Origin of the sequence: Streptomyces sp. NPDC058375, assembly GCF_042723425.1 — a bacterium.
Classification (GTDB): Bacteria; Actinomycetota; Actinomycetes; order Streptomycetales; family Streptomycetaceae; genus Streptomyces; species Streptomyces durocortorensis.
Window position 1 is genome coordinate 1 of sequence record NZ_JBHXJG010000097.1, and the last position, 25162, is coordinate 25162.

23 protein-coding genes are annotated in these 25162 nt (G+C 72.1%); 7 read left to right on the forward strand and 16 right to left on the reverse strand.

Features of this window, described 5'->3' with window-relative positions:
- Positions 1-35 precede the first annotated feature (35 nt).
- The 11 genes from ACFWM7_RS17720 to ACFWM7_RS17770 form a co-directional block, all read right to left on the reverse strand.
- Complete coding sequence (locus ACFWM7_RS17720; protein WP_383261447.1) at positions 36-1139, reverse strand: polyprenyl synthetase family protein; 1104 nt, start codon at positions 1137-1139, stop codon at positions 36-38.
- Positions 1136-2521 (reverse strand): hydroxysqualene dehydroxylase HpnE, encoded by a 1386-nt coding sequence (gene hpnE / locus ACFWM7_RS17725; protein ID WP_383261454.1) that lies wholly within the window; start codon positions 2519-2521, stop codon positions 1136-1138. The genes ACFWM7_RS17720 and hpnE overlap by 4 nt, the downstream gene beginning before the upstream one ends.
- Positions 2522-2639: 118 nt before the next feature.
- Positions 2640-3560 carry a presqualene diphosphate synthase HpnD gene (gene hpnD / locus ACFWM7_RS17730; protein ID WP_383261511.1) on the reverse strand — a complete coding sequence of 307 codons (921 nt, stop codon included), beginning with the start codon at positions 3558-3560 and terminating at the stop codon, positions 2640-2642.
- 29 nt (positions 3561-3589) lie between these two features.
- Positions 3590-4501: a squalene synthase HpnC gene (hpnC, locus tag ACFWM7_RS17735; protein ID WP_383261457.1), complete on the reverse strand. Its 912-nt coding sequence runs from the start codon at positions 4499-4501 to the stop codon at positions 3590-3592.
- 413 nt (positions 4502-4914) lie between these two features.
- Positions 4915-5700 carry an ABC transporter ATP-binding protein gene (locus ACFWM7_RS17740; RefSeq protein ID WP_383261460.1) on the reverse strand — a complete coding sequence of 262 codons (786 nt, stop codon included), beginning with the start codon at positions 5698-5700 and terminating at the stop codon, positions 4915-4917.
- A complete protein-coding gene (locus tag ACFWM7_RS17745) occupies positions 5693-6622 on the reverse strand; it encodes an ABC transporter permease (protein WP_383261465.1) in 930 nt (309 codons plus the stop codon). Before ACFWM7_RS17745 ends, ACFWM7_RS17740 begins: the two co-directional genes overlap by 8 nt.
- A 101-nt stretch (positions 6623-6723) precedes the next feature.
- Complete coding sequence (locus ACFWM7_RS17750) at positions 6724-7596, reverse strand: glycosyltransferase family 2 protein (protein WP_383261513.1); 873 nt, start codon at positions 7594-7596, stop codon at positions 6724-6726.
- A gap of 8 nt (positions 7597-7604) precedes the next feature.
- Positions 7605-8384: a CDP-alcohol phosphatidyltransferase family protein gene (locus ACFWM7_RS17755; RefSeq protein WP_383261468.1), complete on the reverse strand. Its 780-nt coding sequence runs from the start codon at positions 8382-8384 to the stop codon at positions 7605-7607.
- Positions 8362-9423, reverse strand: coding sequence for an iron-containing alcohol dehydrogenase family protein (locus tag ACFWM7_RS17760; RefSeq protein ID WP_383261471.1), 1062 nt, complete (start codon positions 9421-9423; stop codon positions 8362-8364). Before ACFWM7_RS17760 ends, ACFWM7_RS17755 begins: the two co-directional genes overlap by 23 nt.
- Positions 9411-10148, reverse strand: coding sequence for a sugar phosphate nucleotidyltransferase (locus ACFWM7_RS17765; RefSeq protein WP_383261474.1), 738 nt, complete (start codon positions 10146-10148; stop codon positions 9411-9413). The genes ACFWM7_RS17760 and ACFWM7_RS17765 overlap by 13 nt, the downstream gene beginning before the upstream one ends.
- On the reverse strand, positions 10145-11899 hold the full coding sequence (locus ACFWM7_RS17770) for a DUF5941 domain-containing protein (RefSeq protein ID WP_383261477.1): 1755 nt from the start codon (positions 11897-11899) through the stop codon (positions 10145-10147). The genes ACFWM7_RS17765 and ACFWM7_RS17770 overlap by 4 nt, the downstream gene beginning before the upstream one ends.
- Before the next feature lie 317 nt (positions 11900-12216).
- Between ACFWM7_RS17770 and galE the strand changes: the two genes are divergently transcribed.
- From galE to idi, 4 genes are all read left to right on the forward strand, one after another.
- On the forward strand, positions 12217-13206 hold the full coding sequence (galE, locus tag ACFWM7_RS17775; protein WP_383261480.1) for a UDP-glucose 4-epimerase GalE: 990 nt from the start codon (positions 12217-12219) through the stop codon (positions 13204-13206).
- A 204-nt stretch (positions 13207-13410) separates the two neighbouring features.
- A complete protein-coding gene (locus ACFWM7_RS17780; RefSeq protein ID WP_383261481.1) occupies positions 13411-14352 on the forward strand; it encodes a cation diffusion facilitator family transporter in 942 nt (313 codons plus the stop codon).
- A gap of 133 nt (positions 14353-14485) precedes the next feature.
- Positions 14486-15010: a GNAT family N-acetyltransferase gene (locus ACFWM7_RS17785; protein WP_383261483.1), complete on the forward strand. Its 525-nt coding sequence runs from the start codon at positions 14486-14488 to the stop codon at positions 15008-15010.
- A 147-nt stretch (positions 15011-15157) separates the two neighbouring features.
- Positions 15158-15751 (forward strand): isopentenyl-diphosphate Delta-isomerase, encoded by a 594-nt coding sequence (gene idi / locus ACFWM7_RS17790; RefSeq protein ID WP_383261487.1) that lies wholly within the window; start codon positions 15158-15160, stop codon positions 15749-15751.
- A 32-nt stretch (positions 15752-15783) separates the two neighbouring features.
- On the opposite strand, the gene ACFWM7_RS17795 is transcribed toward idi, so the two are convergent.
- Positions 15784-16239, reverse strand: a complete 456-nt coding sequence (locus tag ACFWM7_RS17795) for an ATP-binding protein (protein ID WP_030076393.1) — start codon at positions 16237-16239, stop codon at positions 15784-15786.
- Between the two features lie 146 nt (positions 16240-16385).
- The gene (locus ACFWM7_RS17800) at positions 16386-17009 is read right to left on the reverse strand and encodes an HdeD family acid-resistance protein (protein WP_383261491.1); all 624 of its coding nucleotides are present in this window, start codon (positions 17007-17009) and stop codon (positions 16386-16388) included.
- Between the two features lie 80 nt (positions 17010-17089).
- On the opposite strand from ACFWM7_RS17800, the gene ACFWM7_RS17805 reads away from it, so the two are divergent.
- Positions 17090-17854, forward strand: coding sequence for an enoyl-CoA hydratase/isomerase family protein (locus tag ACFWM7_RS17805; RefSeq protein WP_383261495.1), 765 nt, complete (start codon positions 17090-17092; stop codon positions 17852-17854).
- Between the two features lie 17 nt (positions 17855-17871).
- On the opposite strand, the gene ACFWM7_RS17810 is transcribed toward ACFWM7_RS17805, so the two are convergent.
- Together ACFWM7_RS17810 and ACFWM7_RS17815 are read right to left on the reverse strand one after the other, a co-directional pair.
- On the reverse strand, positions 17872-18507 hold the full coding sequence (locus tag ACFWM7_RS17810; RefSeq protein ID WP_383261498.1) for a DJ-1/PfpI family protein: 636 nt from the start codon (positions 18505-18507) through the stop codon (positions 17872-17874).
- A gap of 87 nt (positions 18508-18594) precedes the next feature.
- The gene (locus tag ACFWM7_RS17815; RefSeq protein ID WP_383261500.1) at positions 18595-19566 is read right to left on the reverse strand and encodes a GlxA family transcriptional regulator; all 972 of its coding nucleotides are present in this window, start codon (positions 19564-19566) and stop codon (positions 18595-18597) included.
- A 160-nt stretch (positions 19567-19726) separates the two neighbouring features.
- On the opposite strand from ACFWM7_RS17815, the gene ACFWM7_RS17820 reads away from it, so the two are divergent.
- Positions 19727-20596, forward strand: coding sequence for a hypothetical protein (locus ACFWM7_RS17820; protein WP_383261502.1), 870 nt, complete (start codon positions 19727-19729; stop codon positions 20594-20596).
- A 194-nt stretch (positions 20597-20790) separates the two neighbouring features.
- Positions 20791-23238 (forward strand): Tex family protein, encoded by a 2448-nt coding sequence (locus ACFWM7_RS17825; protein WP_383261505.1) that lies wholly within the window; start codon positions 20791-20793, stop codon positions 23236-23238.
- Between the two features lie 79 nt (positions 23239-23317).
- Here the strand turns inward: ACFWM7_RS17825 and ACFWM7_RS17830 are convergent, their stop codons facing one another.
- Complete coding sequence (locus ACFWM7_RS17830; RefSeq protein WP_383261508.1) at positions 23318-24955, reverse strand: ABC-F family ATP-binding cassette domain-containing protein; 1638 nt, start codon at positions 24953-24955, stop codon at positions 23318-23320.
- Positions 24956-25162: the final 207 nt, after the last annotated feature.

The following is a 25162-nucleotide window of genomic DNA, read 5'->3' on the forward strand; positions in this document are numbered from 1 at the left end:
TCGGCCGGCGACTGCGAGTCATATGCGAAGCGTGGTCATCTCTTGCGTACCACCACGAAGTCGGCGAGCTCGGTGAGCTGCTCGCGTACCCGGTGGGGCATGTCGACGGCGTGCAGCGCCTCGATGGCGACGGCGTGCTGGCGACGGGCTTCCTGGGCGGTCCACTCGCGGCCGCCCGCCTCCTCGATGAGTGCCGCGCGGGCGGCGAACTCCGCTTCGGAGAAGCTGTCGAAGTCGTTGCTCTTGGCGTCGGCGGCGAGCAGTTCGCCGAGGCGCTCGGACGCCTCGCCGCCCGCGGCGAGGGCCGCGACGACGGGCAGGGACTTCTTGCGCTGGCGCAGGTCGCTCCAGGTCTGCTTGCCGGTGGACTCCGGGTCGCCCCAGATGCCGAGCAGGTCGTCGACGGCCTGGAAGGCGAGACCGAGGTGGTAGCCGTACGCCTCCAGGGTGTCGGCGGTGCGGTCGTCGGCGCCGCCGAGCACCGCGCCGATGGAGACGGCGCAGGCCAGCAGGGCGCCGGTCTTGTTGCCCTCCATTTCCAGGCACTCCTCGACGGTGACCCGCTCGCGGTGCTCGTAGGAGATGTCCTGGGCCTGCCCGTCGATGAGCTTGCGGGTGGCGGAGGTCAGCCGGCGGGCCGCGCGGCCCGCCTCGGCCGTGCCGAGCTCCAGCAGCAGGTCGTAGGCGAGCGCGAAGAGCGCGTCGCCGACCAGGATCGCCTGGGCGGGGCCATGCACCTTCCACACGGTGTCGCGGTGGCGGCGCTGCTCGTCGCCGTCCATCAGGTCGTCGTGCAGCAGCGAGAAGTTGTGCACGAGTTCGACGGCCACCGCGCCGGGGATGCCGGCCTCGGCCGGGGCGCCCGCCGCCTCGGCGGACAGCAGCGCGAGGGCGGGGCGTACGGCCTTGCCGCCGTCGCCGTCCGAGGGCCGCCCCTCGGCGTCGATCCAGCCGAAGTGGTAGGCGGCGACGGTGTCCATGGGCGGCGCGAGCCGGTCCACGGCAGCCCGCAGGACCGGCGCTGACAGGGCTCGTCCGCGCTCCAGAAGCGCGGTGACGTCCGCGGTGTCCGCCACGGTGTCGAAAGCCGGATTCGCCGGGGTCACAGACTCTCCTCTTGTTCCGGTGGTACTGCTCATGCCGCCTCCTGAAGCGGATGTCCTGGGGGGCGGCCGAGGGCGTGGAGGGCCGCGTCGGCGGCGTCGGCGCCGCTGCGCACGGCACCCTCCATCGTCGCGGGCCAGCCGGTGGCGGTCCAGGCCCCTGCCAGCTGGAGACCGGGCAGCCTGGTGCGGGGGCCGGGGCGCAGCCGCCCGACGCCCGGGGCGGGCGCGAAGGTGGCGGTGCGCTCCCGGGTGACGAAGAAGTCGCGGATACCCGCGCCGCGGGCGGCGGGGAGCAGCCGCTCCAGCTCGGGCAGGTAACGGGAGCGCAGTTCGGCGACGGGGAGGTCGATCTCGGCCTGGGCGGCCGACTGCGAGACCGCCAGATACTGCCCGGGGCCCTTCAGGCCCGAGGAGTGGGTGCGGTCGAAGACCCACTGGACCGGGGAGCCGATCGCGGCGAAGAACGGCCGGCGCAGCACGTTGCGGTCGTAGATGACGTGCACGTTGAGGATGGGGGCGCATGCGATGTCGAGCAGCAGCTCGGGCTCGTCCAGCGCGCCGGCGGGCAGCAGGTCGTGGGTCTCGGTCTGCGGCACGGCCAGCACGACGGTGTCGGCGGTGATCCGCTCCCCCGCGCTCTCCACGCTCCAGCGGCCGTCCTCGGTGCGGGTGAGGGAGCCGACCTTGGCGCGCAGCTCGGTGCGGACGCCGGCGGTGTCCAGCGCCTTGCGGGCGAGGGTGTCGTGCAGCTCGCCCAGCGGCACGGTGGCCCAGCCGATGTCGGCGGCGCCAGGCTCGGAGAGCAGGCCGGTCTTGAAGACCTTCGCCGCGAGGGCCATGGAGGCGTTCGGGGCGGTGGCATTGAGGGTGGCGACGCCGACGAGGTCCCACAGGGCCTCGATGGCGCGCTCGGACTGGCCGTGCCGCCGCAGCCAGGTCGCGAAGTCGATGCCGTCCAGCTCGGGGTCGGCGGGGTCCAGGCGGCCCAGTGCGAGGGCGGCCCGGCCCACGGACGCCTTCTCGGCGAGGGAGAGGTGCGGATAGGCGGCGAGGCCGCCGGCCAGGTGCAGCGGTACGGGAAGGGCGGTGCGGCGAAGACGTCCGAGGCGCGGCCCGGCGGCCCGGCCGACGTCCAGCACGGGGACGTCGAGTCGGTCCTGGAGCGGGGCCAGGTGCGCGGCGTCGATGCGGTCGAGGAACCAGCGGTAGCCGGTGCAGCAGCGCAGGTAGACGTGCTGGCCGTTGTCGACGGTGAGGTCGCCGCGCTGGAAGGAGAAGGCGAGGCCGCCGAGGCGGGGGCGGCCCTCCAGGAGGGTCACGTCGAGTCCGGCGTCGGCGAGGCGGAGCGCCGCCGTGACGCCGGCGAGGCCGCCGCCGACGACGACGCCGACGGGGCGCGGGGTCTCGTCGTTCATGCCTGCCCCTCCCGCCGGGTCGCGGCGCTCTGCCGGGTCCTCACCCTGGAGATCGTCGCAGTCAGTGACGCGTCGGGCCACCGGAGGGTTGCCCGGCGGCCGGAGGTCCCGGAATCCATCAGGCTCGCCCCCTGGCGGTGAGCCGGGAGATGTGGCGGGCGTCGAGGCCGGACAGGCCGCGCACCGCGACGTACGCCTTCTCGTGGCCGGGCAGCGAGACCCGCCCGCGCAGCACGGCCTCGGGGTCGCGCTCGATCCGGTCGAGGAGGCGGCGGTAGATCCCGGCCATCGCCGCGACGCAGGCGCCGCTGCGGCGGTCCAGCATCGGCAGCAGCCGGTAGCCCTCGGCGAACAGGGCGCGGGCGCGGCGGACCTCGAAGTGGATGAGGCCGGCGAAGTCGGAGCCGGGGGGCGGGGTGGTCCGGTGGAACCCTGCCGAGCAGCCGAATTTGGCCAGGTCGTCGGCGGGCAGGTAGGTGCGCCCGTTGCCCGCGTCCTCGCGGATGTCGCGCAGGATGTTGGTGAGCTGGAGGGCGAGGCCGAGAGTGTCGGCGTACTCGGCGGCGCGGTCCGCCCCGCCGGCTCCGGGCGCGGTGCCGAAGACGCCGAGGCTGAGGCGTCCGATGGCTCCGGCGACGCACCGGCAGTAGGTCTTGAGGTCGTCCCAGGTCTCGTAGGTCGCGCCCCGCACGTCCATCAGGACGCCGTCGATCAACTCGTCGAGTCCGCCGAGCGGGAGCGGGAAGCGGCGGGCGGCGTCGGCGAGCGCGACGGCCACCGGGTCGGTGTCGTCCTCCTCGACCTTGCCGTGCCGGACCCGGTCGAGCAGCTCACGGGTGCTCTCCAGCCGGGTCCGCTTGGTTCCCGCGTCCAGCTCCCCGTCGCCGATGTCGTCGACGCGACGGGAGAAGGCGTACAGCGCCGACATGGCCTGCCGCTTCTCGTACGGCAGCAGTCGGATGCCGTAGGCGAAGTTACGGGCCTGCTGGCCGGTGACGGCTTCGCAGTAACTGTATGCGGCCTGCACCGGCGGCGACATGTACGTCGTCTGTCCCTCCACGGTCCGGCTCACCTCTCTCCACGCGCTCTTCGCAAGACGATTCCCACTTCGCGCAACAGCCTGAGCTTGGTGGGCTTGGGCGGTCCGGGCAGGACGTCGAACCCGGCTGCCGAGATCGCCGCGAGCGCGCTGCGGCCGCCCCCGACGAATCCGGCGAGGAGCAGTTTCAGCCTGCCGTCGACGCTGCCCACCAGCGGAGGGCCTTCGTCCAGCAGCGCGCTCGCGCGCTGGGCCTCGTACGCGATCAGGGCGCGCACGGAGGCTCCGGCGGAGGGCGCGGCCAGGTCGGCCTCGGTGACGCGGAAGCGTTCCAGGTCCTCGGCGGGCAGATAGATCCGGTCGCGCTCCAGGTCCTCGGCCACGTCCTGGAGGTGCTCGACGATCTGGAGTGCGGTGCAGACCGCGTCGGAGCGGCGGATACGGTCCGGGCTCGCGGTGCCGGTGAGGGCGAGGACCAGGCGGCCGACCGGGTTCGCCGAGAGTTCGCAGTAGGCGGCGAGCTCGGCGTAGGTGCCGTAGCGGCGGATCTTCTGGTCCTGGCGGTTGGCCTCGATCAGGCCGAGGAAGGGTTCGGGGGTGAGTGCGCGGCGCCGCACGGTGGGGCGCAGGTTGCGCAGCAGCGGGTGGTGCGGCTCCTCGCCGGTGGTGGCGAAGACGCGGTGGAGGTCGGTCTCGAAGGCGTCGAGCATGGCGAGGCGGTCGTCGCTCCGCTCCGGCTCCAGGCCGAGGTGGTGGGCGTCGGCGCCGCCGGGTGCGAGGTCGCCGTCGCCGATGTCGTCGACGAGCCGGGCGAATCCGTAGACCGCCATCAGGTCGTCGCGCCAGGCGCGGGGCAGGAAGAAGGGCGCCACGGGGAAGTTCTCGTCCGCGGCCTTGCCGAGGGTGGCGTCACCGGTGCGCGCCTCGGGGGTCGAGGTCACTGCGGACCACCCGGCGCGGGGACGGCGAAACCACGTCGGAGCTGGAGATCTTCCGTCATTGCCGTCACATCTCCCGTTCTACACTGCTGACCCAAAACAACCCTTTTCGGACACGCCGCTCAGTCTTCCGAGTGCACTGCGGCAGAGCGTCGGTGCCGGGGCGTATCGCCCTACTTGCCATGAATCAGCACCGCTACAGCTTACGTTGTACAGCTCACAGGGGATCGGCGGGGTGGAGCGCCCGCCGCCGCTTCCCGGCCGTGCCCGTCAACCTTCCCCGCGTACGGCTGGATTGACGTCATCCGCCGGGAGGAGATCGCCCCTGGGGGCCTACTGCGGACGGTCCGCCCGGCAACGGGCACCGCACGGCCCCCGCCGGAAGGGTCCGGCGGGGGCCACGGGAGGCGCTCGGGCTACTTGCCCGTCTCGCGCTCGTACGCCTTGAGGACTTCCTCGGTGGGACCGTCCATCAGCAGCTCGCCCTTCTCCAGCCACAGCGCCCGGTCGCAGGTGTCCCTGATCGACTTGTTGTTGTGGCTGACCAGGAAGACGGTGCCTGCTTCCTTGCGCAGCTCGCGGATCCGCTCCTCGGAGCGGATGCGAAACTTGCGGTCGCCGGTGGCCAGCGCCTCGTCGATCATGAGGACGTCGTGGTTCTTGGCGGCGGCGATCGAGAAGCGCAGGCGCGCCGCCATGCCGGAGGAGTACGTCCGCATCGGCAGGGTGATGAAGTCGCCCTTCTCGTTGATCCCGGAGAACTCCACGATCTCGCGGTAGCGGGCGCGGATCTCGTCCTGGCTCATGCCCATCGCCAGACCGCCGAGCACGACGTTGCGCTCACCGGTCAGATCGCTCATCAGCGCGGCGTTCACGCCGAGCAGCGAGGGCTGACCGTCCGTGTACACATGGCCGGATTCGGTGGGCAGCAGTCCGGCGATGGCCCGCAGCAGCGTCGACTTGCCGGAGCCGTTGGTGCCGATGAGGCCGATGGCCTCGCCGCGGTAGGCGGTGAAGGAGACGCCGCGTACGGCGTGCACCTTCCGGACGCCGCGCGGCTCGCCCTTGCCCCGCCGCACCATGCGGCTCAGCGCGGCGGTGGCGCTGCCGCGGCCGCCGCCCGCGCCGTTGACCCGGTACACGATGTGCACGTCGTCGGCGATCACCGTGGGGATGCGCCCCTGCGCGTTGTCCTCAGCCACGGCCGTACCGCTCCTCTGCCTTCCAGAAGTACACGAATCCCACCGCGCCCAGCAGCACGGCCCAGCCCAGGCCGGCGGCCCAGACGTGGTCCGGCAGGTTCTCGGAGCCGTAACCGTCGATCATGGCGAAGCGGACCAGGTCCATGTAGATCGCCGCCGGGTTGTACTGGAGCACGTCGGCGATCCAGGCGGGCTTGTCCTTGAGCATCACCGGGATGGAGAACATGACGCCCGAGGCGTACATCCAGGTTCGCATGACGAACGGCATGAGCTGCGCGAGGTCGGGGGTCTTGGAGCCGAGCCGCGCCATGACGAGGGCGAGGCCCGTGTTGAAGACGAACTGGAGGATCAGTGCGGGGATCACCAGGAGCCACGACAGCGAGGGGTAGCTGCCGAAAATGACGGTGACCGCGACCATCACGATCATCGAGAAGAGCAGCTGCTGGAGCTGCTGGAGCGAGAAGGAGATGGGCAGGGAGGCCCGGGGGAAGTGGAGGGCCCGGACCAGTCCGAGGTTGCCGGAGATCGACCGGACGCCCGCCATCACCGAGCTCTGGGTGAAGGTGAAGACGAAGACGCCGGTGACCAGGAACGGCACGAAGACGTCGTGGGGAATCCCCTCCCTGGTCCCCAGGATCAGCCCGAAGATCAGGTAATAGACACAGGCGTTCAGCAGTGGCGTGACCACTTGCCACAGCTGACCCAGTTTGGCCTGGCTGTACTGCGCGGTCAGCTTCGCCCGGGAGAAGGCCAGGATGAAGTGGCGTCGTCCCCAGAGCTGTCGCATGTACGCGAACAGCCCCGGCCGGGCGCCGCTCACGGTCAGGCCGTACTTGGCGGCCAGCTGGGCCGCGTCGAGGCCCTCGTCGGCGGACGGTGGGGTGCCGAGGGCTACCCCACCGTCGTGGGTCGTGTCACTCACAAGTTGAAACTCTCGTCTTCACGCGCAGCCAGTCGCGGGCGCGGCTCAGGCGGACAGGTTCCGGAAAGAAAATACGCCTCATGCTCTCAGAGGAAAGCCTCTCAGATGACCGGAGGTCGGCCCAGCCTCGTCAGCCGCCACACCGTACGCCACTTCATCGGGCGGCGGGTTCCGCAGGGGGTGGTCCAGCCTTCCCGGAATCCGCCGAACCATGCCTTCAGCGCGGGCGGCGACGGGCGCCTGACCAGGGTCAGCAGCAGCCAGACCCCCAGGTAGAGGGGGACCAGCGGGGCGGGCAGGTTCCGGCGGGCGAGCCAGACCCGGTTGCGGGCGACCATACGGTGGTAGACCGCGTGCCGGGACGGGGAGGTGGTGGGGTGGTTCAGGACCAGGTCCGCGCGGTAGTCGATCATCCAGCCCGCGTCCAGTGCCCGCCAGGCGAGGTCCGTCTCCTCGTGGGCGTAGAAGAAGTCCTCGGGCAGCGGGCCGACCTCGGCGATGACCCTGGTGCGTACGGCGTTGGCGCCGCCCAGGAACGTCGTGACGCGCGAGGAGCGCATCGGGTCGGCGGCCCGCAGCCGGGGGACGTGCCGCCGCTGGGTGGCGCCGGTGTCCGGGTCGGCGATCCGGAAGGTGACGATCCCGAGCTTCGGGTCCGCCTCGAAGGCCTGCCGGCACAGCTCGGCGGTGTTCCGGTTCGGGAGCAGTCCGTCGTCGTCCAGGAAGAGCAGCGCGTCCACGTCCGCCCCGCAGGGGCCGAACGCCTCGATGCCGACGTTGCGGCCGCCGGGGATGCCCAAGTTCTCGGGCAGTTCCACCGTGCGCACCCCTGCGGGCACCTCGGGGACCGGGGCGCCGTTGCCGACCACCACGACCTCGATCCGGTCACCGTGCTGGGCGGTGACCGAATCGAGGAGGGCGCGGAGCTCGTCCGGGCGGTTGCCCATGGTGATGATCACCGCGCCCAGTTTCATGGGAAAGGTCACTTCAGCCTGCTGGACGCCAGGACGGACACCAGGTGCAGCAGGGTCTGCAGCAGCGCGATGCCGGCCATGACCGCCACGGTCAGGCGGGTGTAGAAGAGGTCGCCCCCGATCGCGTCGACGACGGCCACCACGAGGATCACCAGGGATGCCTCGATGCCGAGGATCAGCCGGTGGAACTTGAGCGCGGCGGCGGCCCTGCGGGCCAGTGCCATGCCGGAGGAGCGCGGCTCGGAGGCCGCCTCCTTCACCGGCGGCATCCCGCCCTGGTGCCGGGCCACGCCGACCAGGTCCGTCTCGGCCTTGATCAGGATCGCGCCGAGCGCGGCGAGCGTCCCGAGGAACGCCCAGAGCCAGTCGATCCGGCCCTCGCCCCAGATGTCGGCGGCCCGCAGGCCGAGGCCCACCAGCACAGCCGCGTCGCACAGGTAGGCGGCGACCCGGTCCAGGTAGACCCCGCTGAGCGAGTACTGCTTCTTCCAGCGGGCCAGCTCGCCGTCCACGCAGTCGAAGAGCAGGTAGAGCTGGACCATCACCACGCCGAGCACGGCGCCCCAGATGCCCGGCACCAGCAGCGCCGGGGCGGCCAGGGCTCCGGCCAGCGTCATGACGTACGTGACCTGGTTCGGCGTGACGCGGGTGTTGACCAGGTAGCGGTCCACGCGCAGCGAGACCTCGCGCATGTACATGCGCCCGGCCCAGTGCTCGCCGCTTCGCCGGTCCTTCACCCCCGGGGGGTGAACGACCGGACGGAGTTCAGCTACGGATGGTCTTGGCATAGTCGGCGTACGCGTCCCTGATCTGGTCGGTGGACAGGTTGAGGTGCTCCAGGACCGTGAAGCGTCCCGGACGCGTCTGCGGCGCGTAGTCGACGGCGTGTACGAACTCGTCGACGCTGAAACCGATCTCCTCCGGCAGGACCGGCAGACCGTGGCGGCGCAGTATCGATGCCATCAGGAGGGACTCCTGGTGGGCACCGCGCAGATGCATGGCGAAGCACGCGCCGAGGCCGACCTGCTCGCCGTGGCTGGCCGCGCGCTGGGGGTAGAGCAGGTCGAAGGCGTGGTTGATCTCGTGGCAGGCGCCGGACGCCGGACGCGAGTCGCCCGCGACCGACATCGAGATGCCGGTCAGCACGAGCCCCTCGGCCAGCACCTTCAGGAAGCCGTCGTCGCCGACGCCGCCGGGGTGGCGCAGCACGGCCTCGCCGGCCTGGCGGGCCATCGCGGCCGCGAGCCCGTCGATCTCCTCGCCGTTGACCTCGTGGGCCAGCTCCCAGTCGGCGACGCAGGAGATGTTGGAGATCGCGTCGCCGATACCGGAGCGGACGTAACGGGCGGGCGCCTCACGGATCACGTCGAGGTCGATGACCACGGCGATCGGGGTGGGCACCCCGTAGGAGCCGCGCCCGTTGTCGTTGTCGAGCGTGGCGACCGGCGAGCACAGGCCGTCGTGCGAGAGGTTCGTCGCGACGGCGACCATGGGCAGCCCGACCCGCGCCGCGGCGTACTTCGCCACGTCGATGATCTTGCCGCCGCCGAGGCCCACCACCGCGTCGTACCGGTTGCCCTTGATGCCGTCGGCGAGCTTCACCGCGGAGTCGATCGTGCCGTCGGACACCGGATACCAGTCGGCGCCCGGCAGGACCGGGGCGAGCCTCTCCTTGAGGGCGCGCCCGGAGCCGTCGCTGATCGCGATGGCGAGCTTGCCCGAGGAGGAGATCCGCTGATCGGCCAGGAGACCCGCCAGATCGTCCATGGCGCCGCGCCGGATGTCGACGACGACCGGGGACGGAATGAGCCGGGTCAGTACTGGCACGCGATCTCCCGGCCCTTCTTGAGGTCGTCGTGGTTGTCGATCTCGACCCAGGTCACGGTGCCGATGGGGGCCACGTCGACGGTGAAGCCGCGGTTGACCAGCTCCTGGTAGCCGTCCTCGTAGTAGAGGTCGGGGTCGCGCTCGAAGGTGGTCTTCAGCGCGTCCCCCAGCTCCTCGGCGGCCTCGGCCTCGATGAGGGTCACGCCGATGTACTCACCGGTCGCGGTGGCCGGGTCCATCAGCTTGGTGATGCGCTGGACGCCCTTGCCCTCCTCGGTGATGACCTTCATCTCCTCATCGGCGAGCACCTTCTCGGTGTCCAGGGCGAGGATGATCTTCTGGCCCTTGCCGCGGGCGTCCAGGAGGGTCCTCTCGACGGAGACCGGGTGCACGGTGTCGCCGTTGGCGAGGATCACGCCGCGCTTGATGACGTCACGGGCGCACCACAGGGAGTAGGCGTTGTTCCACTCCTCGGCCTTGTCGTTGTCGATCAGCGTGAGGCTGAGGCCGTACGTCGCCTCCAGCTCGGCCTTGCGCGCGTAGACGGCCTCCTTGCGGTAGCCGACGACGATCGCGACCTCGGTGAGTCCGACCTCCGCGAAGTTGGCCAGCGTGAGGTCGAGGACCGTCTTGTCGCCGTCGACAGGGACGAGCGCCTTGGGGAGCGTGTCCGTGTAGGGGCGCAGACGACGTCCTGCACCGGCTGCCAGTACGAGGCCGATCATGCGAGTTCTCCTTCGTCGTGTACGGCGGGCGCCGAGGAGGACACCCAGAAACGGATGGACTCCACGAGCACCACCAGAGCCACGGCGACCGCGAGCGCGGTCAGGGCCGTGGTGAAACCTGAGGCGTGGGTGAGTACGGCGGCGAGGACGGCCACCAGCGCGGTACGGCCCTCGTGTCCACCGATCGTCCGCACCAGCCACTGGGGCGGCGCGCCGGTGCCGCCGCGGATGCGGTACACCGTGTCGTAGTGATGGTAGGCGACGGCCGAGACGAGCCCGAAGGCCGCCGGAACGGCGTGCGGGACGTCGCTGCGGGCCGCCAGCACAAGGATCGTGACGTACTCCCCCGCCCGGAAGAACGGCGGCACCAGCCAGTCGAGCGCACCCTTGAGCGGGCGGGCGACGGCAAGGCCGGAGAGGAGCACGTACACCGCTGCGGCGGCGACGGTGAGCCGGCTGCCGTACGGGAGGAAGAGGGCGCCGCCGATCATGACCAGCGTGCCGAGCAGGGCGACGGCCGGGCCCGTGAACGCGCCCCGGAGGCCGGGGGCGATCGCCGCGACGCCCTGGGCGAGCGGGCCGGAGTCGGCGAGGTCCGCGAGGGCCTGCGCGGCGCGGTCGGTGCGGCGGGCCTTACGGGTCAGCGAGCGCAGCAGGCGGCCCGCGGTGGTGTAGCAGGCGGCCAGGGAGCAGCCGATGAGCAGGGCGTAGAAGACGATGCGCGGGGTGGTGAGGGCGGTGAGCACCGCGATCATGGCCCAGCGCTCGCCGATCGGCAGCACGATCATCCGGCGCGCCCAGACCGTCCAGCCGACGCTGTCGAGCTTGCCGGAGAGGGCGGCGGTGGGGCTGGTGTTGGCGATCGCGTCGTGGTTGGCCTCGTTGAACGAGAAGTCCACGACATGGCGGCATGCCTGGAGGACCATCGCGCCCAGCGCCAGCACCCATACGTCGTCGCCGCCGCGTACGGCGCCGACGGCGAGGCCCGCGTAGTACGCGTACTCCTTGGCCCGGTCGAAGGTGGCGTCCAGCCAGGCGCCCATCGTGGAGTACTGGAGCGAGTAGCGGGCGAGCTGCCCGTCGGTGCAGTCCAGCACGAAGGAGACCAGGAGCAGGATCCCGGCCGCGATGTAGCCGCCGCGGGTGCCGGTGGCCGCCGCGCCGGCCGCGATGAGCGCGGTGATCAGGGACGCGGTGGTGACCTGGTTCGGGGTGAGGCCCCGGCGGGCACACCAGCGGGCGATGTAGCGGGAGTAGGGGCTGATGGCGAAGGTGGTGAAGAAGCCGTCGTGGGCCTTCACCGCGCTCCGCAGCCGTACCGCCTCGTCGTCGACCGCGTCGCGGGCGCTCTCGGCGGTCGCCCGCGCTTCGGCGTCGGTGGGGACGCAGGCGGTGAGCGATCCCAGCTCGGGGCGCTTGACGGCGGTGCCCTCGGCCTCCAGCGCGACGGCGATGCGGCCGGGGACGGTGCGGTCCTCCGGCGCGGGGTCGGCCTCCGGCTCGACGACGGGGGCGCCCGCGCCGACGGCGGCCGTGGTGCGCCGCAGCGCGCGCAGCAGGGCGCCGCGCGCCTCGGGCTGCGCGGTGAGCGCGCCGGGGACGGTGGCGGCGGCGAAGCGCGGGTCGGTCAGTCCGAGCCGCAGCGCGTGGACGTGGCCCACGAAACGCGGGTCGACGAGGGCGACCCGGCGGCCGGCCGGGACGGCGGCGAGGAGAGCTGCGGCGTCACCGGCGTCGGCCGCGGTCTGCACGTCGAAGCCCAGGGACCGCAGATCGTCCGCGAGCGACGACCCGGGTACCGGCGTACCGGTGAGGATGGCGGTCGACAGACGAACTCACTCCTTGGCACTGACGTGGACGGCACACAGCGGCACAGCCACGAGGCGGGCCGGCGGCGTGTCGGCTGAGGCTATCGGATGAACGGAAGGCCGAGTTCACCACCCGTTTGTGCGCCGTTCGGGTGGACCTGCAAGACCGGGCGGCGTTCGCGATCATCATCATCGATCGGGGGCCCGGCCCACAAACCGCGGGTCCGCTCACGGTTTGCGGGCGGCTTAGGGTGGCGGTCATGACATGGCTGATCACAGGCGGGGCGGGATATATCGGGGCACACGTGGCGCGGGCCATGGTCGCGGCGGGCGAGCGGGTCGTGGTGCTCGACGACCGCTCCAGCGGCATCGTGGACCGGCTGCCCGAGGCGGTCACGCTGGTGGAGGGCTCGGCCTCCGACCGGGCGCTGCTGGACCGGGTGCTGGCCGGTCACGCGGTGAGCGGGGTGGTGCATCTCGCGGCGAAGAAGCAGGTCGGCGAGTCCGTGGAGAAGCCGCTGCTGTACTACCGGGAGAACGTCGCCGGGCTGGCCGTCCTGCTGGAGGCCGTGGTCGCGGCGGGGGTGCGGCGCTTCCTCTTCTCGTCCTCGGCGGCCGTCTACGGCGTACCGGATGTGGACCTCATCACGGAGGAGACGCCCTGCCTCCCCATCAACCCGTACGGCGAGACGAAACTCACCGGTGAGTGGCTGGTGCGGGCCACCGGCCAGGCGCACGGGCTCTCGACCGCCTGCCTGCGGTACTTCAACGTGGCGGGCGCGGCCGCGCCGGAGCTCGCGGACACCGGGGTCTTCAACATCGTGCCGATGATGTTCGAGCGGCTGACGCACGGCGAGGCCCCGCGGATCTTCGGCGACGACTATCCGACGCCGGACGGCACCTGCATCCGTGACTACATCCATGTCGCCGATCTGGCGGAGGCGCATCTCGCGGTCGCGCGGCGGCTGGACGAGACGGGCGCGGGGGACCTGACGCTGAACGTCGGCCGGGGCGAGGGCGTCTCGGTCCGGGAGCTGGCGGATGTGATCGGCGAGGTGACGGGGAGCGATCTGAAGCCGGTGGTCGAGCCGCGCCGGGCCGGTGACGCACCGAAGGCGGTGGCGTCGGCCGCCCGGATCGGCCGGGAGCTGGGGTGGACGGCCCGGCGGAGCGTGCGCGAGATGGTGGAGTCGGCCTGGGCGGGCTGGTGCCTGCGCCACCCCGAAGCCCGTGCGCAGGGGCGCTCCTGACGAGTCCGCGCAGGGGCGCCCGACGAGTCCGCCCAGGGGCACCGGTGATCGTGTCAACGCTCTGACCTGCGGAACGTTTCCGCAGGTCAGAGCAGATGACAACGGTGTTCAGTCCCGTGTTGCCCGATACCCCCCACCCGTAGTTCACTGGGCCTGTCGGGCGGTCCTGCCCGGCACCGACGCACGGACCTGGAGGCGTTTTCCATGGGGGCTGGCCACGATCACGGGCATATGCACGGCGGGCCGCCACCGACCGGCACGGCGGCCGCCGCGTACCGGGGCAGGCTCCGCGTCGCGCTGGCGATCACGCTGAGCGTGATGGTCATGGAGATCGTCGGCGGGGTGCTCTCCGACTCACTGGCCCTGATCGCGGACGCCGCCCACATGGCCACCGACGCCCTGGGGCTCGGGATGGCGCTGCTCGCCATCCACTTCGCCAACCGTCCGGCCGGGCCGAACCGCACCTTCGGCTTCGCCCGCGCGGAGATCCTGGCGGCGCTCGCGAACTGTCTGCTGCTGCTGGGCGTCGGCGGCTTCCTGATCTTCGAGGCGGTCGACCGGTTCATCACCCCGGCCGAGACGAAGGGCGGCCTCGCCATCGCGTTCGCCGCGGCCGGTCTGGTGGCCAACGTCGTCTCCCTCTCGCTGCTGATGCGCGGGCAGAAGGAGAGCCTGAACGTGCGGGGCGCCTATCTGGAGGTGCTGGCCGACACCCTGGGCTCGCTCGCCGTGATCATCTCGGCGGGCATCATCATGGCGACCGGCTGGCAGGCCGCCGACCCGATCGCCTCCCTGGTGATCGGCCTGATGATCGTCCCCCGGACGGTGAAGCTGCTGCGGGAGACCCTGAACGTGCTCCTGGAGGCGGCGCCCAAGGGGGTGGACATGGCGGAGGTACGGGCCCACATCACGGCACTGCCCGGGGTGCTGGACGTCCACGACCTGCACGCCTGGACGATCACCTCGGGGATGCCGGTGCTCTCCGCGCACGTGGTGGTGCGCCAGGAGATGTTGGACTCGCTAGGGCACGAGAAGGTGCTGCACGAGTTGCAGGGCTGCCTCGGGGACCACTTCGACGTGGAACACTGCACCTTCCAGCTGGAGCCGAGCGGCCACGCCGAGCACGAGGCGCGTCTCTGCCACTGAGTGATGGGGCCGGGGGCGTGCCGCACCCACCGGTTCCTTCCTCCTCGTCCACCGGGTTTCGGCCAGGTCCCCTTCCCGCCGGATCGGGTTCGGAGCCTCTCGCACCTCCCACATCTCACACGAGGGTTCCCACTTGACCGACCACACCGACCCCCGTTGGACCACCCGCCCGGAGACCCCGGCGGACCGTACGGCCGTGCACGCGGTCAACACGGCCGCGTTCCCGACCCGGGACGAGGCGGACCTCGTGGACGCCCTGCGGGCCGACCCCGAGGCCTGGCTGCCTGAGCTCAGCTACGTCGCCGAGGCCCCGGACGGCTCCTTGGCGGCGTACGCGCTGCTGACCCGCTGCCGGGTCGGCGACGCCCCGGCGCTCGCCCTGGCCCCGGTGGCCACGTCCCCCGCGCACCAGCGGCAGGGCGCGGGGCAGGCCGTGGTGCGGGCGGTGCTGGACGCCGCCCGGGTGCGCGGTGAGGCGCTGGTGCTGGTGCTCGGCCATGCCGCGTACTACCCGCGCTTCGGTTTCGCGCCTGCCTCGCGCTACGGGATCCGGCCAGGTTTCGAGGTGCCGGACGAGGCGATGATGGCCCTGGTGCTGGACGATTCGGTTCCTGTTCCGGCGGGCCTGATCCGTTATCCGGCGGCCTTCGGCGTCTGACGGACCGTCCGTCCCGCCGCGTTCGCAGGGCGTGGCGGGACGGACATGCCCGGCCCCGGAGTGCGGACAAGCGGCTTTTGTACGGCAGACTTGACCGGACTCCAGGGGCCCGGCGCACGAGGCCGGGGACCAAAGCGAAGGATGGGTATGCCGACCACACCAGCCACCGCGACGCACAGCTCGTCGAACGGCACCGCAGAAGCGATCATGCTCGAACTGGTCGACGAGAACGGCACCACCATCGGCACCGCGGAGAAGCTGGCGGCCCACCAGGCCCCCGGGCAGCTGCACCGCGCGTTCTCCGTGTTCCTCTTCGACGAGCAGGGGCGGCTCCTGCTGCAGCGCCGGGCGCTCGGCAAGTACCACTCCCCCGGCGTCTGGTCGAACACCTGCTGCGGGCACCCCTATCCGGGCGAGGCCCCGTTCGCGGCCGCCGCCCGGCGTACGTACGAGGAGCTGGGGCTCTCGCCCTCGCTGCTGGCCGAGGCGGGCACAGTCCGCTACAACCACCCGGACCCGGCATCGGGCCTGGTGGAGCAGGAGTTCAACCACCTGTTCGTGGGAATGGCGCAGGAGGCGCTGAAGCCGGACCCCGAGGAGGTCGGCGAGACCGCCTTCGTGACGGCGGCCGAGCTGGAGAAGCGGCATGCCGAGAGCCCGTTCTCGGCATGGTTCATGACGGTGCTGGACGCGGCACGCCCGGCGATCCGTGAGCTGACGGGGCCGTCGGCGGGCTGGTGACCCTTGGCCCGGTCGCCTACGCGGGGGGGCGGTCAGAGCTGCGTCTTCAACGGCAGCGCCGCCCAGATGATCTTCCCGCCGCTCGCGGTGTGCTCGACGTCGCAGGTGCCGCCCGCCTCCGCGGTGACCACCTTGACCAGCAGCAGGCCCCGGCCGCCGGTCTGCGCGTAGTCCGTCTCCAGGGCGGTGGGGCGGTAGGGGTGGTTGTCCTCGACCGAGACTCTGACCCAGTCGGCGGCGATGGCCACCTCGACGGCCAGCTCGGGTGAGAGGAGCGCCGCGTGCTTGACGGCGTTGGTGACCAGCTCCGAGACGATCAGCAGCAGCCCCTGGAGGATGTCGTCCTCGATCGGCACGCCCTGCCGGCCGAGGAGGTCACGTACGGCGTGCCGGGCGCTGGGCACGGACGCGTCCACGGCGGGGGCGGTGAAGCGCCACACCCCCTCGTACGACACGGGGTCGGCAGGGGCACTCCCGAGGCTCTCCATCGTCCGGCACCAGCTCTCACTCGCACTGCACTGACCGTCGAGTAAAGAGTGTTGGGAATGGCTTGGTCCGGACCGTGCCACTGATCGGAAGTAGCCAGGTATCGGCGCTATTTGACCAAACGTGTAGGTTGCCGGTCGCCCAGGGACTATTTTTGACCGTCTTCTGGTGACGCGATCGGCTCATTCGCGGACGGGGCAGTTTCATCGAGCCGATCCGAGACCATGCTGACGATACGTCGGCCGCCGATGCCGATGGCGATCAGGCCGAGCCCGTCGAACAGCAGGGCCAGCGAGAAGAAGCAGCCGAGAACGTACAGGCTGCTGTGCGGCCAGTCGAACAGCACCAGCAGGCCCAGCAGCAGACCGAAGGCGCCCTGCAGCAGCGTCCATCCCCTCTGCGGGCCGCGCACCACGACGCTGCCGACGAGCCGGAAGACCCCGCCGGTCAGGAAGAGCAGGGCGGCGAACATGGTCAGCGCCTCGGCCGTGCCCTCGGGATGCTTGATGACGACGACGCCCGCGGCGATGTTGAGGGCCGCGACCACCACGCCCAGCCAGAAGTAGTTCGTGCCGCGCGACTCGATGGCGTGCAGCAGCCCGACCAGGCCGCCGACGAGCAGCAGCCAGCCGAAGAGCAGCATCGAGGTGAGGGTGGCGACGCCGGTGTAGATCAGGCCGATGACGCCCGCGATCACCAGCAGTGTGCCGAGCAGCGCGAGCCAGCCGAAACTGCGGCTCAGCTTCCGGCCCTCGGCGGTGGGTTCGTTCATCGACAGCTCCTCACGGTGCGTGCCCGCCTCACGCCCCCTTCTTGATCATAGGTTCGAACCCTGCGGATAGCATCCGGCGCATGGACCGTACGGAACCTCGCCTGATCACCTCCGTCGAGCACGGCGTCGCCACCGTGGTGATCGCGAACCCCGCCAAGCGCAACGCGATGACCCCCGCGATGTGGCGGAGCGTGCCGGAGCTGCTGGGGCGGCTGGCGGAAGACCCGGCGGTCCGGGTGCTGGTGCTGACCGGGGCCGGTGACACCTTCTGCGCCGGGGCCGACATCTCCACGCTGCGGGAGGGCGCGGCCACCGCCCAGGACCTGGCGGTGGCGGCCGAGGAGGCGCTCGCCGCGTTCCCCCTGCCGACACTGGCAGCGGTGCGCGGCTACTGCGTGGGAGGCGGCAGCCAGCTCGCGGCGGCCTGCGATCTGCGGTTCGCGGAGGAGGGCGCCTCCTTCGGGGTCACCCCGGCCAAGCTCGGCATCGTCTACCCCGCCTCCTCGACCCGGCGGCTGGTCGCCCTCGTCGGCCCGGCCACGGCCAAGCACCTGCTGTTCTCCGGCGAGCTGATCGGCACGGAACGGGCGCTGCGCACCGGTCTGGCCGACGAGGTGCTGCCCGCCGGCGGCCTGGACGAGCGGGTCGAGGAGTACGTACGCGTGCTGGCGTCCCGGTCGCAGCTGACCCAGGCCGCGGCGAAGGAGTTCGCCGCGGGCCGGACGGACCGGGACGCCCACTGGGCCGGTGAGGCGCGGGGCAGTGCGGACACGGCGGAGGGGGTCGCCGCCTTCCTGGAGCGGCGCGCGCCCCGGTTCACCTACACCACGGCGTCCATCGGGTGACGCGGTGCGCCACGGGCCTACCGGGTGACGTGGCGGCTCCTGGCCCGCCACTCCTCGACGAGGGCTGCCGGGGCCTTCTGCGGCGAGCCGCAGTCGTACGGCGGCTGCGGGTCGTACTCCGTGAGCAGCTGCACCGAGCGGGCCACGTCGTCGCCCGCGATCCGGCCGAGCAGAGTCAGCCCCATGTCGATGCCGGAGGAGACCCCGGCGGCGGTGACGTACTTGCCGTCGAGAACGACGCGCTCCCCCGTCGGCTCGGCCCCGAACTCCTTCAGCAGCTCCAGCGCCAGCCAGTGCGAGGTCGCCCGTCGGCCCGTGAGCAGTCCGGCGGCGGCCAGCAGCAGCGATCCGGTGCAGACCGAGGTGGTCCAGGTGCTGGTGGCGTCGGCCGCGCGCAGCCAGCCGAGCAGGGCCTCGTTCTCCATCTGGTCGCTCTGGCCGGGGCCGCCCGGCACGATCACCAGGTCGGGGGACGGCACCTCGGCGAGCGTCTTCCCCGCGACGAGCGCGAGGCTCCCGCTGTCGTTGCGAACGGGTCCGGTCCGCTCGGCCACGAAGACGGTCTCGGCGCCGGGGGCCCGGCTGAGGATCTCGTAGGGGCCCACCGCGTCCAGGGCGGTGAAGCGGTCGAAGAGCACGATGGCGATCTGCACGGTGATGCCTCTCGGTTGGGCGGTAGGGGTCTTCCGGGGGGGCGGTGGGTCGGTGGGTGGATGGGTCGGTGGGGCGGCCGGTGCGGTTCAGGTACGGGGGGCGGGGGCGCGGAAGCGGCGGCGGTATTCGGCCGGCGCCGTCGCGAGGGTCTTCACGAAGGCCCGGCGCATGGCCTCCGGGGTGCCGTAGCCACTGGCGCGGGCGACCTGCCCGACGCCGTCGACGGTGTCCTCCAGGAGCCGGCGGGCGTGTTCGAGCCGGACCTGCTCGACGTACCGCCCCGGGGTCGTGCCGGTCTCCGCCCGGAAGGCGCGGGCGAAGTGCCGGGGCGAGAGCCGGGCGCGGGCCGCGAGGGCGTCGACCCCGAGGTCGGCGTCCGGGTGCTGGGTGATCCAGTGCTGGACCTCGCGCAGCGGTTCGCGCTGTGCGGTCTGGGCCCTGAGCTGGGCGCTGAACTGGGCCTGGTTGCCGGGGCGGCGCAGGAACACCACGAGATGCCGGGCGATGTTCAGCGCGAGATCCCGCCCGTGGTCCTCCTCGACGAGCGCGAGGGCCAGGTCGATGCCGGCGGTGACGCCCGCCGAGGTGGCCAGCCTCCCGTCCCGTACGAAGATCGGCTCGGGGTCGACCCGGACGGCCGGGTGGTCGCGGGCCAGCCGCTCGCAGTAGTTCCAGTGGGTGGTGACCCGGTGTCCGTCCAGCAGGCCCGCCTCGGCCAGCAGCAGCGCCCCGGTGCACACGGAGACGAGCCGGTCCGGCTTCGGCCCGTGCTCCCGCAGCCAGGCGGTCAGCTCCGGGAGGGAGCCCCGGGTGCCGTGCCCGCCGGGCACCAGCAGGGTGTGCGGGGCGGGCGCGTCGGCCAGGCTGCTGTCGGGCAGCAGGGTGAGGCCGCCGGTGGACCGGACGGGGCCGCCGTCGAGCGAGGCGGTCCGCAGGTCGTAGGAGACACCGGGTGACCGGGAGGCGCCGGCGAACACCTCCATCGGGCCGGTCACGTCGAGGCCCTGGACGCCGTCGAAGAGGACGACGAGGACGGTTCGCTGCTTCACGTCTGCCATCCTGGGCGGCGGGCGGCGATGGCCGCAATGCCGAATCCCCCACCTTTCCTGCCATCGATACGCCACCGACCTGCGATGGACCTGCCACCGAGCTGCCCCGGAAGGCGATGGGCCTCCCCCGGGGTTCCACTCCGTACCGACCAGTCGGTAACGTGCAGGTATGAGTACCCTTCCGGCCCGCGCGGAGCGCCGCTGCCACAACGCCGTCAACCCGCTGCACTCCTGCCTCTTCTTCTCCCCCGACCTGGGTGCGGAGATGGCGAAGATCGGCATCGAGGACCCTTCCGCCGCCTACTTCGCGACCCGGGCCGCCGCGCTCGGCGCGGTGGGCGCGGGGACCGTCAGCGCCACCTTCTACAACTTCAACCCCGAGCTGGTGGCCCGCCATGTGCCCGCCGTCTGGGAGACCGCCTCGCCCGAGCAGGTCCTCGGAGCCCGGCTGCGGGCGGCGGACTCGACGCTGCGACGGCTGCTCGGCGAGGAGATCATCGGATCCGACGAGATGGCGGAGGCGGCCCGGCTCGCGCTGCGCGCCACGGAGGCCTGCACCCCGCACGCCCGCCCGCTGTACGCCGCGCACGCGGACCTGCCGGTGCCCGAGGAACCGCACCTGGCGTTCTGGCACGCCGCGACGCTGCTGCGCGAGCACCGGGGCGACGCGCACCTGGCGGCCCTGCTCGCCGCCGGTCTGGACCCGCTCGAATCGCTCGTCAGCCACACGGCCACCGGCAAGGGCATGGCGATCCGCTGGGTCCTGTCCTCCCGGGGCTGGCGGCGCGCCGACTGGGAGGCGGCGTCCGGCCGGCTGCGGGAGCGCGGGCTGCTGGCCGACGGCGAGGAGTTGGCACTGACCGAGGCGGGCACGGCACTGCGCGCGGAGGTCGAGGAGGCGACGGACCGCATGGACGTCGCCCCGTACCAACACCTGGGCGCGGACGGCGTGGAGCGGCTCACAGAACTGGGACGCGGCTTCCTCTTCACGGCCGCGGCGGCGGGCGCGTTCCCGGCCTCGGCGACCGGCCAGGGCTGACCCCGCGCCGTCCGGAGCCCCCGCACCCGGTGCGGGGGCTCCTGGCGTGTTCGCCGAGGTCACGCGACACGGCCCCCGGCCACCCGGCACAATGCAGACCAGGGGGGGGGATGCCCCCCAGCAAGCAAGAACGTGCTCATCACCACCCGGGCACGGCCAGCACAGCCAGTACGAGAAGGCGAGTCGGGAAAACCGTGACGACGTCCATCGAAGGCAGGATCGCCGAGGAGCTCGGCGTACGTGAGCGACAGGTCAGAGCGGCCGTCGAGCTGCTCGACGGCGGATCGACCGTGCCGTTCATCGCGCGCTACCGCAAGGAGGCGACCGAATCCCTCGACGATGCGCAGCTGCGCACGCTGGAGGAACGGCTGCGCTATCTGCGGGAGCTGGAGGAGCGGCGTACGGCGATCCTCGACTCCGTGCGCGAACAGGGCAAGCTCGACGCGGCGTTGGAGGCGAGCATCCGGGCGGCCGAGACGAAGGCGCGCCTGGAGGACATCTACCTGCCGTTCAAGCCGAAGCGGCGGACGAAGGCGCAGATCGCCCGGGAGGCGGGGCTCGAACCGCTGGCGGACGGTCTGCTCGGCGACCCGTCGGTCGATCCGCTCGCGGCGGCCGCCGCGTTCGTGGACGGCGACAAGGGCGTCGCGGACGCGGCCGCCGCTCTGGACGGCGCCCGGTCGATCCTCACCGAGCGGTTCTCCGAGGACGCCGACCTGACCGGTGAGCTGCGCGAGCGCATGTGGACGCGCGGCCGGCTGGCGGCGAAGGTGCGCGAGGGGCAGGAGGAGGCGGGCGCGAAGTTCGCCGACTACTTCAGCTTCGCGGAGCCGTTCACCGCGCTGCCCTCGCACCGGGTGCTCGCGATGCTGCGCGGCGAGAAGGAGAACGTGCTCGACCTGGTTCTGGAACCGGAGGAGCCCGAGGCCGCCGAGCGGCCGGGTCCGTCCGCGTACGAGAACATGATCGCCCGCCGCTTCGAGATCGCCGACCGGGGCCGCCCGGGCGACAAGTGGCTCGCGGACACGGTGCGTTGGGCGTGGCGGACCCGGATCCAGGTACACCTGGGCATCGACCTGCGGCTGCGGCTGCGCACGGCGGCGGAGGACGAGGCGGTCCGGGTCTTCGCGTCGAACCTGCGCGATCTGCTGCTCGCCGCCCCGGCCGGCACGCGCGCCACCCTCGGTCTCGACCCCGGTTTCCGTACGGGGGTGAAGGTCGCGGTCGTCGACGCGACCGGCAAGGTGGTGGCGACCGATGTGATCCACCCGCATGTGCCCGCCAACAAGTGGGACCAGGCGCTGGCGAAGCTCGCGCACCTCGCGAAGGAGCACGCGGTCGACCTGATCGCGATCGGCAACGGCACCGCGTCCCGCGAGACGGACAAGCTCGCCGGTGAACTGATCGACAAACACCCGGAGTTGAAGCTCACCAAGGTGATGGTCTCGGAAGCGGGCGCCTCGGTCTACTCCGCCTCCGCCTTCGCCTCGCAGGAACTGCCCGACATGGACGTGTCGTTGCGCGGCGCGGTCTCGATCGCGCGGCGGCTCCAGGACCCGCTGGCCGAGCTGGTGAAGATCGACCCGAAGTCGATCGGCGTCGGCCAGTACCAGCACGACCTGTCCGAGGTGAAGCTCTCGCGGTCGCTGGACGCGGTCGTCGAGGACTGTGTGAACGGCGTCGGCGTGGACGTCAACACCGCGTCCGCTCCGCTGCTTTCCCGGGTCTCGGGGATCAGCTCGGGGCTCGCCGAGAACATCGTCGCGCACCGGGACTCCAACGGCCCCTTCCGCTCGCGCAAGGCGCTCAAGGACGTGGCGCGGCTCGGCCCGAAGGCGTACGAGCAGTGCGCGGGCTTCCTGCGGATCCGGGGCGGCGACGACCCGCTCGACGGCTCCAGCGTGCACCCCGAGGCCTACCCGGTGGTGCGGCGGATGGGGCAGAGCGCGGGCGGCGAGGTCGCCTCGCTGATCGGGAACGCGGAGGCTCTGCGGGCGCTGCGGGCGGCGGACTTCGTGGACGACATGTTCGGGCTGCCGACCGTGACGGACATCCTCAAGGAGCTGGAGAAGCCGGGGCGCGACCCCCGACCCGCTTTCCGCACGGCGACCTTCAAGGAGGGCGTCGAGAAGCTCGGCGACCTGGAGCCCGGCATGGTGCTGGAGGGTGTCGTGACGAACGTGGCGGCGTTCGGCGCGTTCGTCGACGTCGGCGTCCACCAGGACGGTCTGGTGCACGTCTCGGCGCTGTCGAAGACATTCGTGAAGGACCCGCGCGACGTCGTGAAGCCCGGGGACATCGTGAAGGTCAAGGTCATGGACGTCGACGTGCCGCGCAAGCGGATCTCGCTGACGCTGCGCCTCGACGACGAGCCCGGCGCGGGCGGCGGCTCCGGCGGCGGGCAGCAGGGCCGCGGCGAGCGGGGCGGCCGTCCCCCGAAGCAGCGCCAGGGCCAGGTACAGGGCCAGTCGTCCGGTGGCGGCCAGGGCCGTCAGGGCGGCGGCGGCCGGGACCGGCGCGGCGGTGGCGGGTCTCGACAGGGCGGCCAGGGCGCTCCGGCCCCGGCGAACAGCGCGATGGCGGACGCTCTCCGGCGGGCCGGGCTGACCGACCCGAAGCAGGGCGGCGGCCGGGGACGCTGAGCCCCGGAGGTCTCGGGGGGAGAGCCCCTCACGGTTACGGGGGTTGAGTGCGAGCAGCACTCAACCCCCGTAACCCTGCTCAGACTTCCTTGATCTGGCCGTCCGCCACTTCGATGCGGCGCGTGGTGCGGACCGCCTCCAGCATCCGGCGGTCGTGGGTGACCAGGAGCAGGGTGCCCGTGTACGTCTCCAGGGCCGCCTCCAACTGCTCGATGGCGGGCAGGTCCAGGTGGTTCGTCGGCTCGTCGAGCACCAGGAGGTTGACACCCCGGCCCTGGAGCAGGGCGAGGGCGGCGCGGGTGCGTTCGCCCGGGGAGAGGCTGGTCGCGGGACGCATCACGTGGTCGGCTCGGAGGCCGAACTTGGCGAGCAGCGTGCGGACTTCGGCCGGTTCCGTGTCGGGGACGGCCGCGCAGAACGCGTCCAGCAGCGACTGCGCCCCGAGGAACAGCTTGCGGGCCTGGTCCACCTCGCCGACGACGACACCCGAACCGAGCGTGGCGTTCCCGGAGTCCAGCGGCAGCCGCTCCAACAGGGCTGCCAGCAGCGTGGACTTGCCCGCGCCGTTGGCACCGGTGATGGCGACACGGTCCGCCCAGTCGATCTGGAGCGAGGCGGGGCCGAAGGTGAAGTCACCGCGTACGACGCCGGCTTCGCGCAGGGTAGCGACGACGGAACCGGAGCGCGGGGCGGAGGCGATCTCCATCCGCAGCTCCCACTCCTTGCGCGGTTCCTCGACGACGTCGAGACGTTCGATCATGCGCTGGGTCTGGCGGGCCTTCGCGGCCTGCTTCTCGCTGGCCTCGCTGCGGGCGTTGCGGCCGAGCTTGTCGCCGTCGGTGGCCTTGCGGCGGGCGTTCTTGACGCCCTTGTCCATCCAGGAGCGCTGCATATGGCCGCGCGCTTCGAGCGACGCCTTCTTGTCGGCGTACTCCTCGTACCCCTCCCGGGCGTGCCGGCGGGCGGTCTCTCGCTCCTCCAGATAGGCCGCGTAGCCACCGCCGTACAGGTTGATCTGCTGCTGGGCGAGGTCCAGCTCCAGCACCTTGGTGACCGTGCGCATCAGGAACTCGCGGTCGTGGCTGATGACGACGGTGCCCGCGCGCAGGCCGGACACGAAGCGCTCCAGTCGGTCGAGACCGTCGAGGTCGAGGTCGTTGGTGGGCTCGTCGAGCAGGAAGACGTCGTAGCGGGAGAGGAGGAGGGAGGCGAGTCCCGCGCGGGCCGCCTGTCCGCCGGAGAGCGCGGTCATGGGCCGGTCGAGGCCCACGGTCAGGCCCAGCTCGGCGGCGACCTGCTCGGCCCGCTCCTCCAGGTCCGCGCCGCCCAGGGCGAGCCAGCGCTCCAGCGACTCGGAGTACGCGTCGTCAGCGCCGGGCGCCCCCGCGACCAGGGCCTCGGTCGCCTCGTCCATCGCGCGCTGGGCGTCGGCAACGCCGGTGCGGCGGGCCAGGAACGCGGCCACGGTCTCGCCGTCGCGGCGCTCGGGCTCCTGCGGAAGGTGGCCGACGGTGGCGGTGGGCGGGGAGAGCCGCAGCTCGCCCTCCTCCGGGCGGTCGAGGCCGGCGAGCAGGCGGAGCAGGGAGGACTTACCCGCGCCGTTGACTCCGACGAGACCGATCACGTCGCCGGGGGCGACGACGAGGTCGAGCCCGGCGAAAAGCGTGCGGTCGCCGTGTCCGGCGGCGAGGTCCTTGGCGACGAGAGTGGCAGTCATCAGGGTGACGATCCTAGTCGCCGGTACGCGATGCCCTTGCCGGGCGATGCCCTGTCGGTTGATGCCCACGGTGGCCCGGCCTCCTTCTCCGTCTCCTTCAGCCTGCCGGTACGGCGGGCCGGGGCACAGCGGGCCGGCGGCCCGGGGACCGGGCGGCACGGGGCCCAGCCGCCCCGGCGACACGGGGGCCCAGCGGCGCCGCGGCAC

Bases quoted from the DNA above. Each gene is read 5' to 3' on its own strand.
- ACFWM7_RS17720 (WP_383261447.1), bottom strand. From the start codon at position 1,139: ATGAGCAGTACCACCGGAACAAGAGGAGAGTCTGTGACCCCGGCGAAT.
- hpnE (WP_383261454.1), bottom strand. From the start codon at position 2,521: ATGAACGACGAGACCCCGCGCCCCGTCGGCGTCGTCGTCGGCGGCGGC.
- hpnD (WP_383261511.1), bottom strand. From the start codon at position 3,560: ATGTCGCCGCCGGTGCAGGCCGCATACAGTTACTGCGAAGCCGTCACC.
- ACFWM7_RS17750 (WP_383261513.1), bottom strand. From the start codon at position 7,596: ATGAAACTGGGCGCGGTGATCATCACCATGGGCAACCGCCCGGACGAG.
- ACFWM7_RS17755 (WP_383261468.1), bottom strand. From the start codon at position 8,384: ATGCCAAGACCATCCGTAGCTGAACTCCGTCCGGTCGTTCACCCCCCG.
- ACFWM7_RS17765 (WP_383261474.1), bottom strand. From the start codon at position 10,148: ATGATCGGCCTCGTACTGGCAGCCGGTGCAGGACGTCGTCTGCGCCCC.
- galE (WP_383261480.1), top strand. From the start codon at position 12,217: ATGACATGGCTGATCACAGGCGGGGCGGGATATATCGGGGCACACGTG.
- ACFWM7_RS17780 (WP_383261481.1), top strand. From the start codon at position 13,411: ATGGGGGCTGGCCACGATCACGGGCATATGCACGGCGGGCCGCCACCG.
- idi (WP_383261487.1), top strand. From the start codon at position 15,158: ATGCCGACCACACCAGCCACCGCGACGCACAGCTCGTCGAACGGCACC.
- ACFWM7_RS17795 (WP_030076393.1), bottom strand. From the start codon at position 16,239: ATGGAGAGCCTCGGGAGTGCCCCTGCCGACCCCGTGTCGTACGAGGGG.
- ACFWM7_RS17800 (WP_383261491.1), bottom strand. From the start codon at position 17,009: ATGAACGAACCCACCGCCGAGGGCCGGAAGCTGAGCCGCAGTTTCGGC.
- ACFWM7_RS17805 (WP_383261495.1), top strand. From the start codon at position 17,090: ATGGACCGTACGGAACCTCGCCTGATCACCTCCGTCGAGCACGGCGTC.
- ACFWM7_RS17815 (WP_383261500.1), bottom strand. From the start codon at position 19,566: ATGGCAGACGTGAAGCAGCGAACCGTCCTCGTCGTCCTCTTCGACGGC.
- ACFWM7_RS17820 (WP_383261502.1), top strand. From the start codon at position 19,727: ATGAGTACCCTTCCGGCCCGCGCGGAGCGCCGCTGCCACAACGCCGTC.
- ACFWM7_RS17830 (WP_383261508.1), bottom strand. From the start codon at position 24,955: ATGACTGCCACTCTCGTCGCCAAGGACCTCGCCGCCGGACACGGCGAC.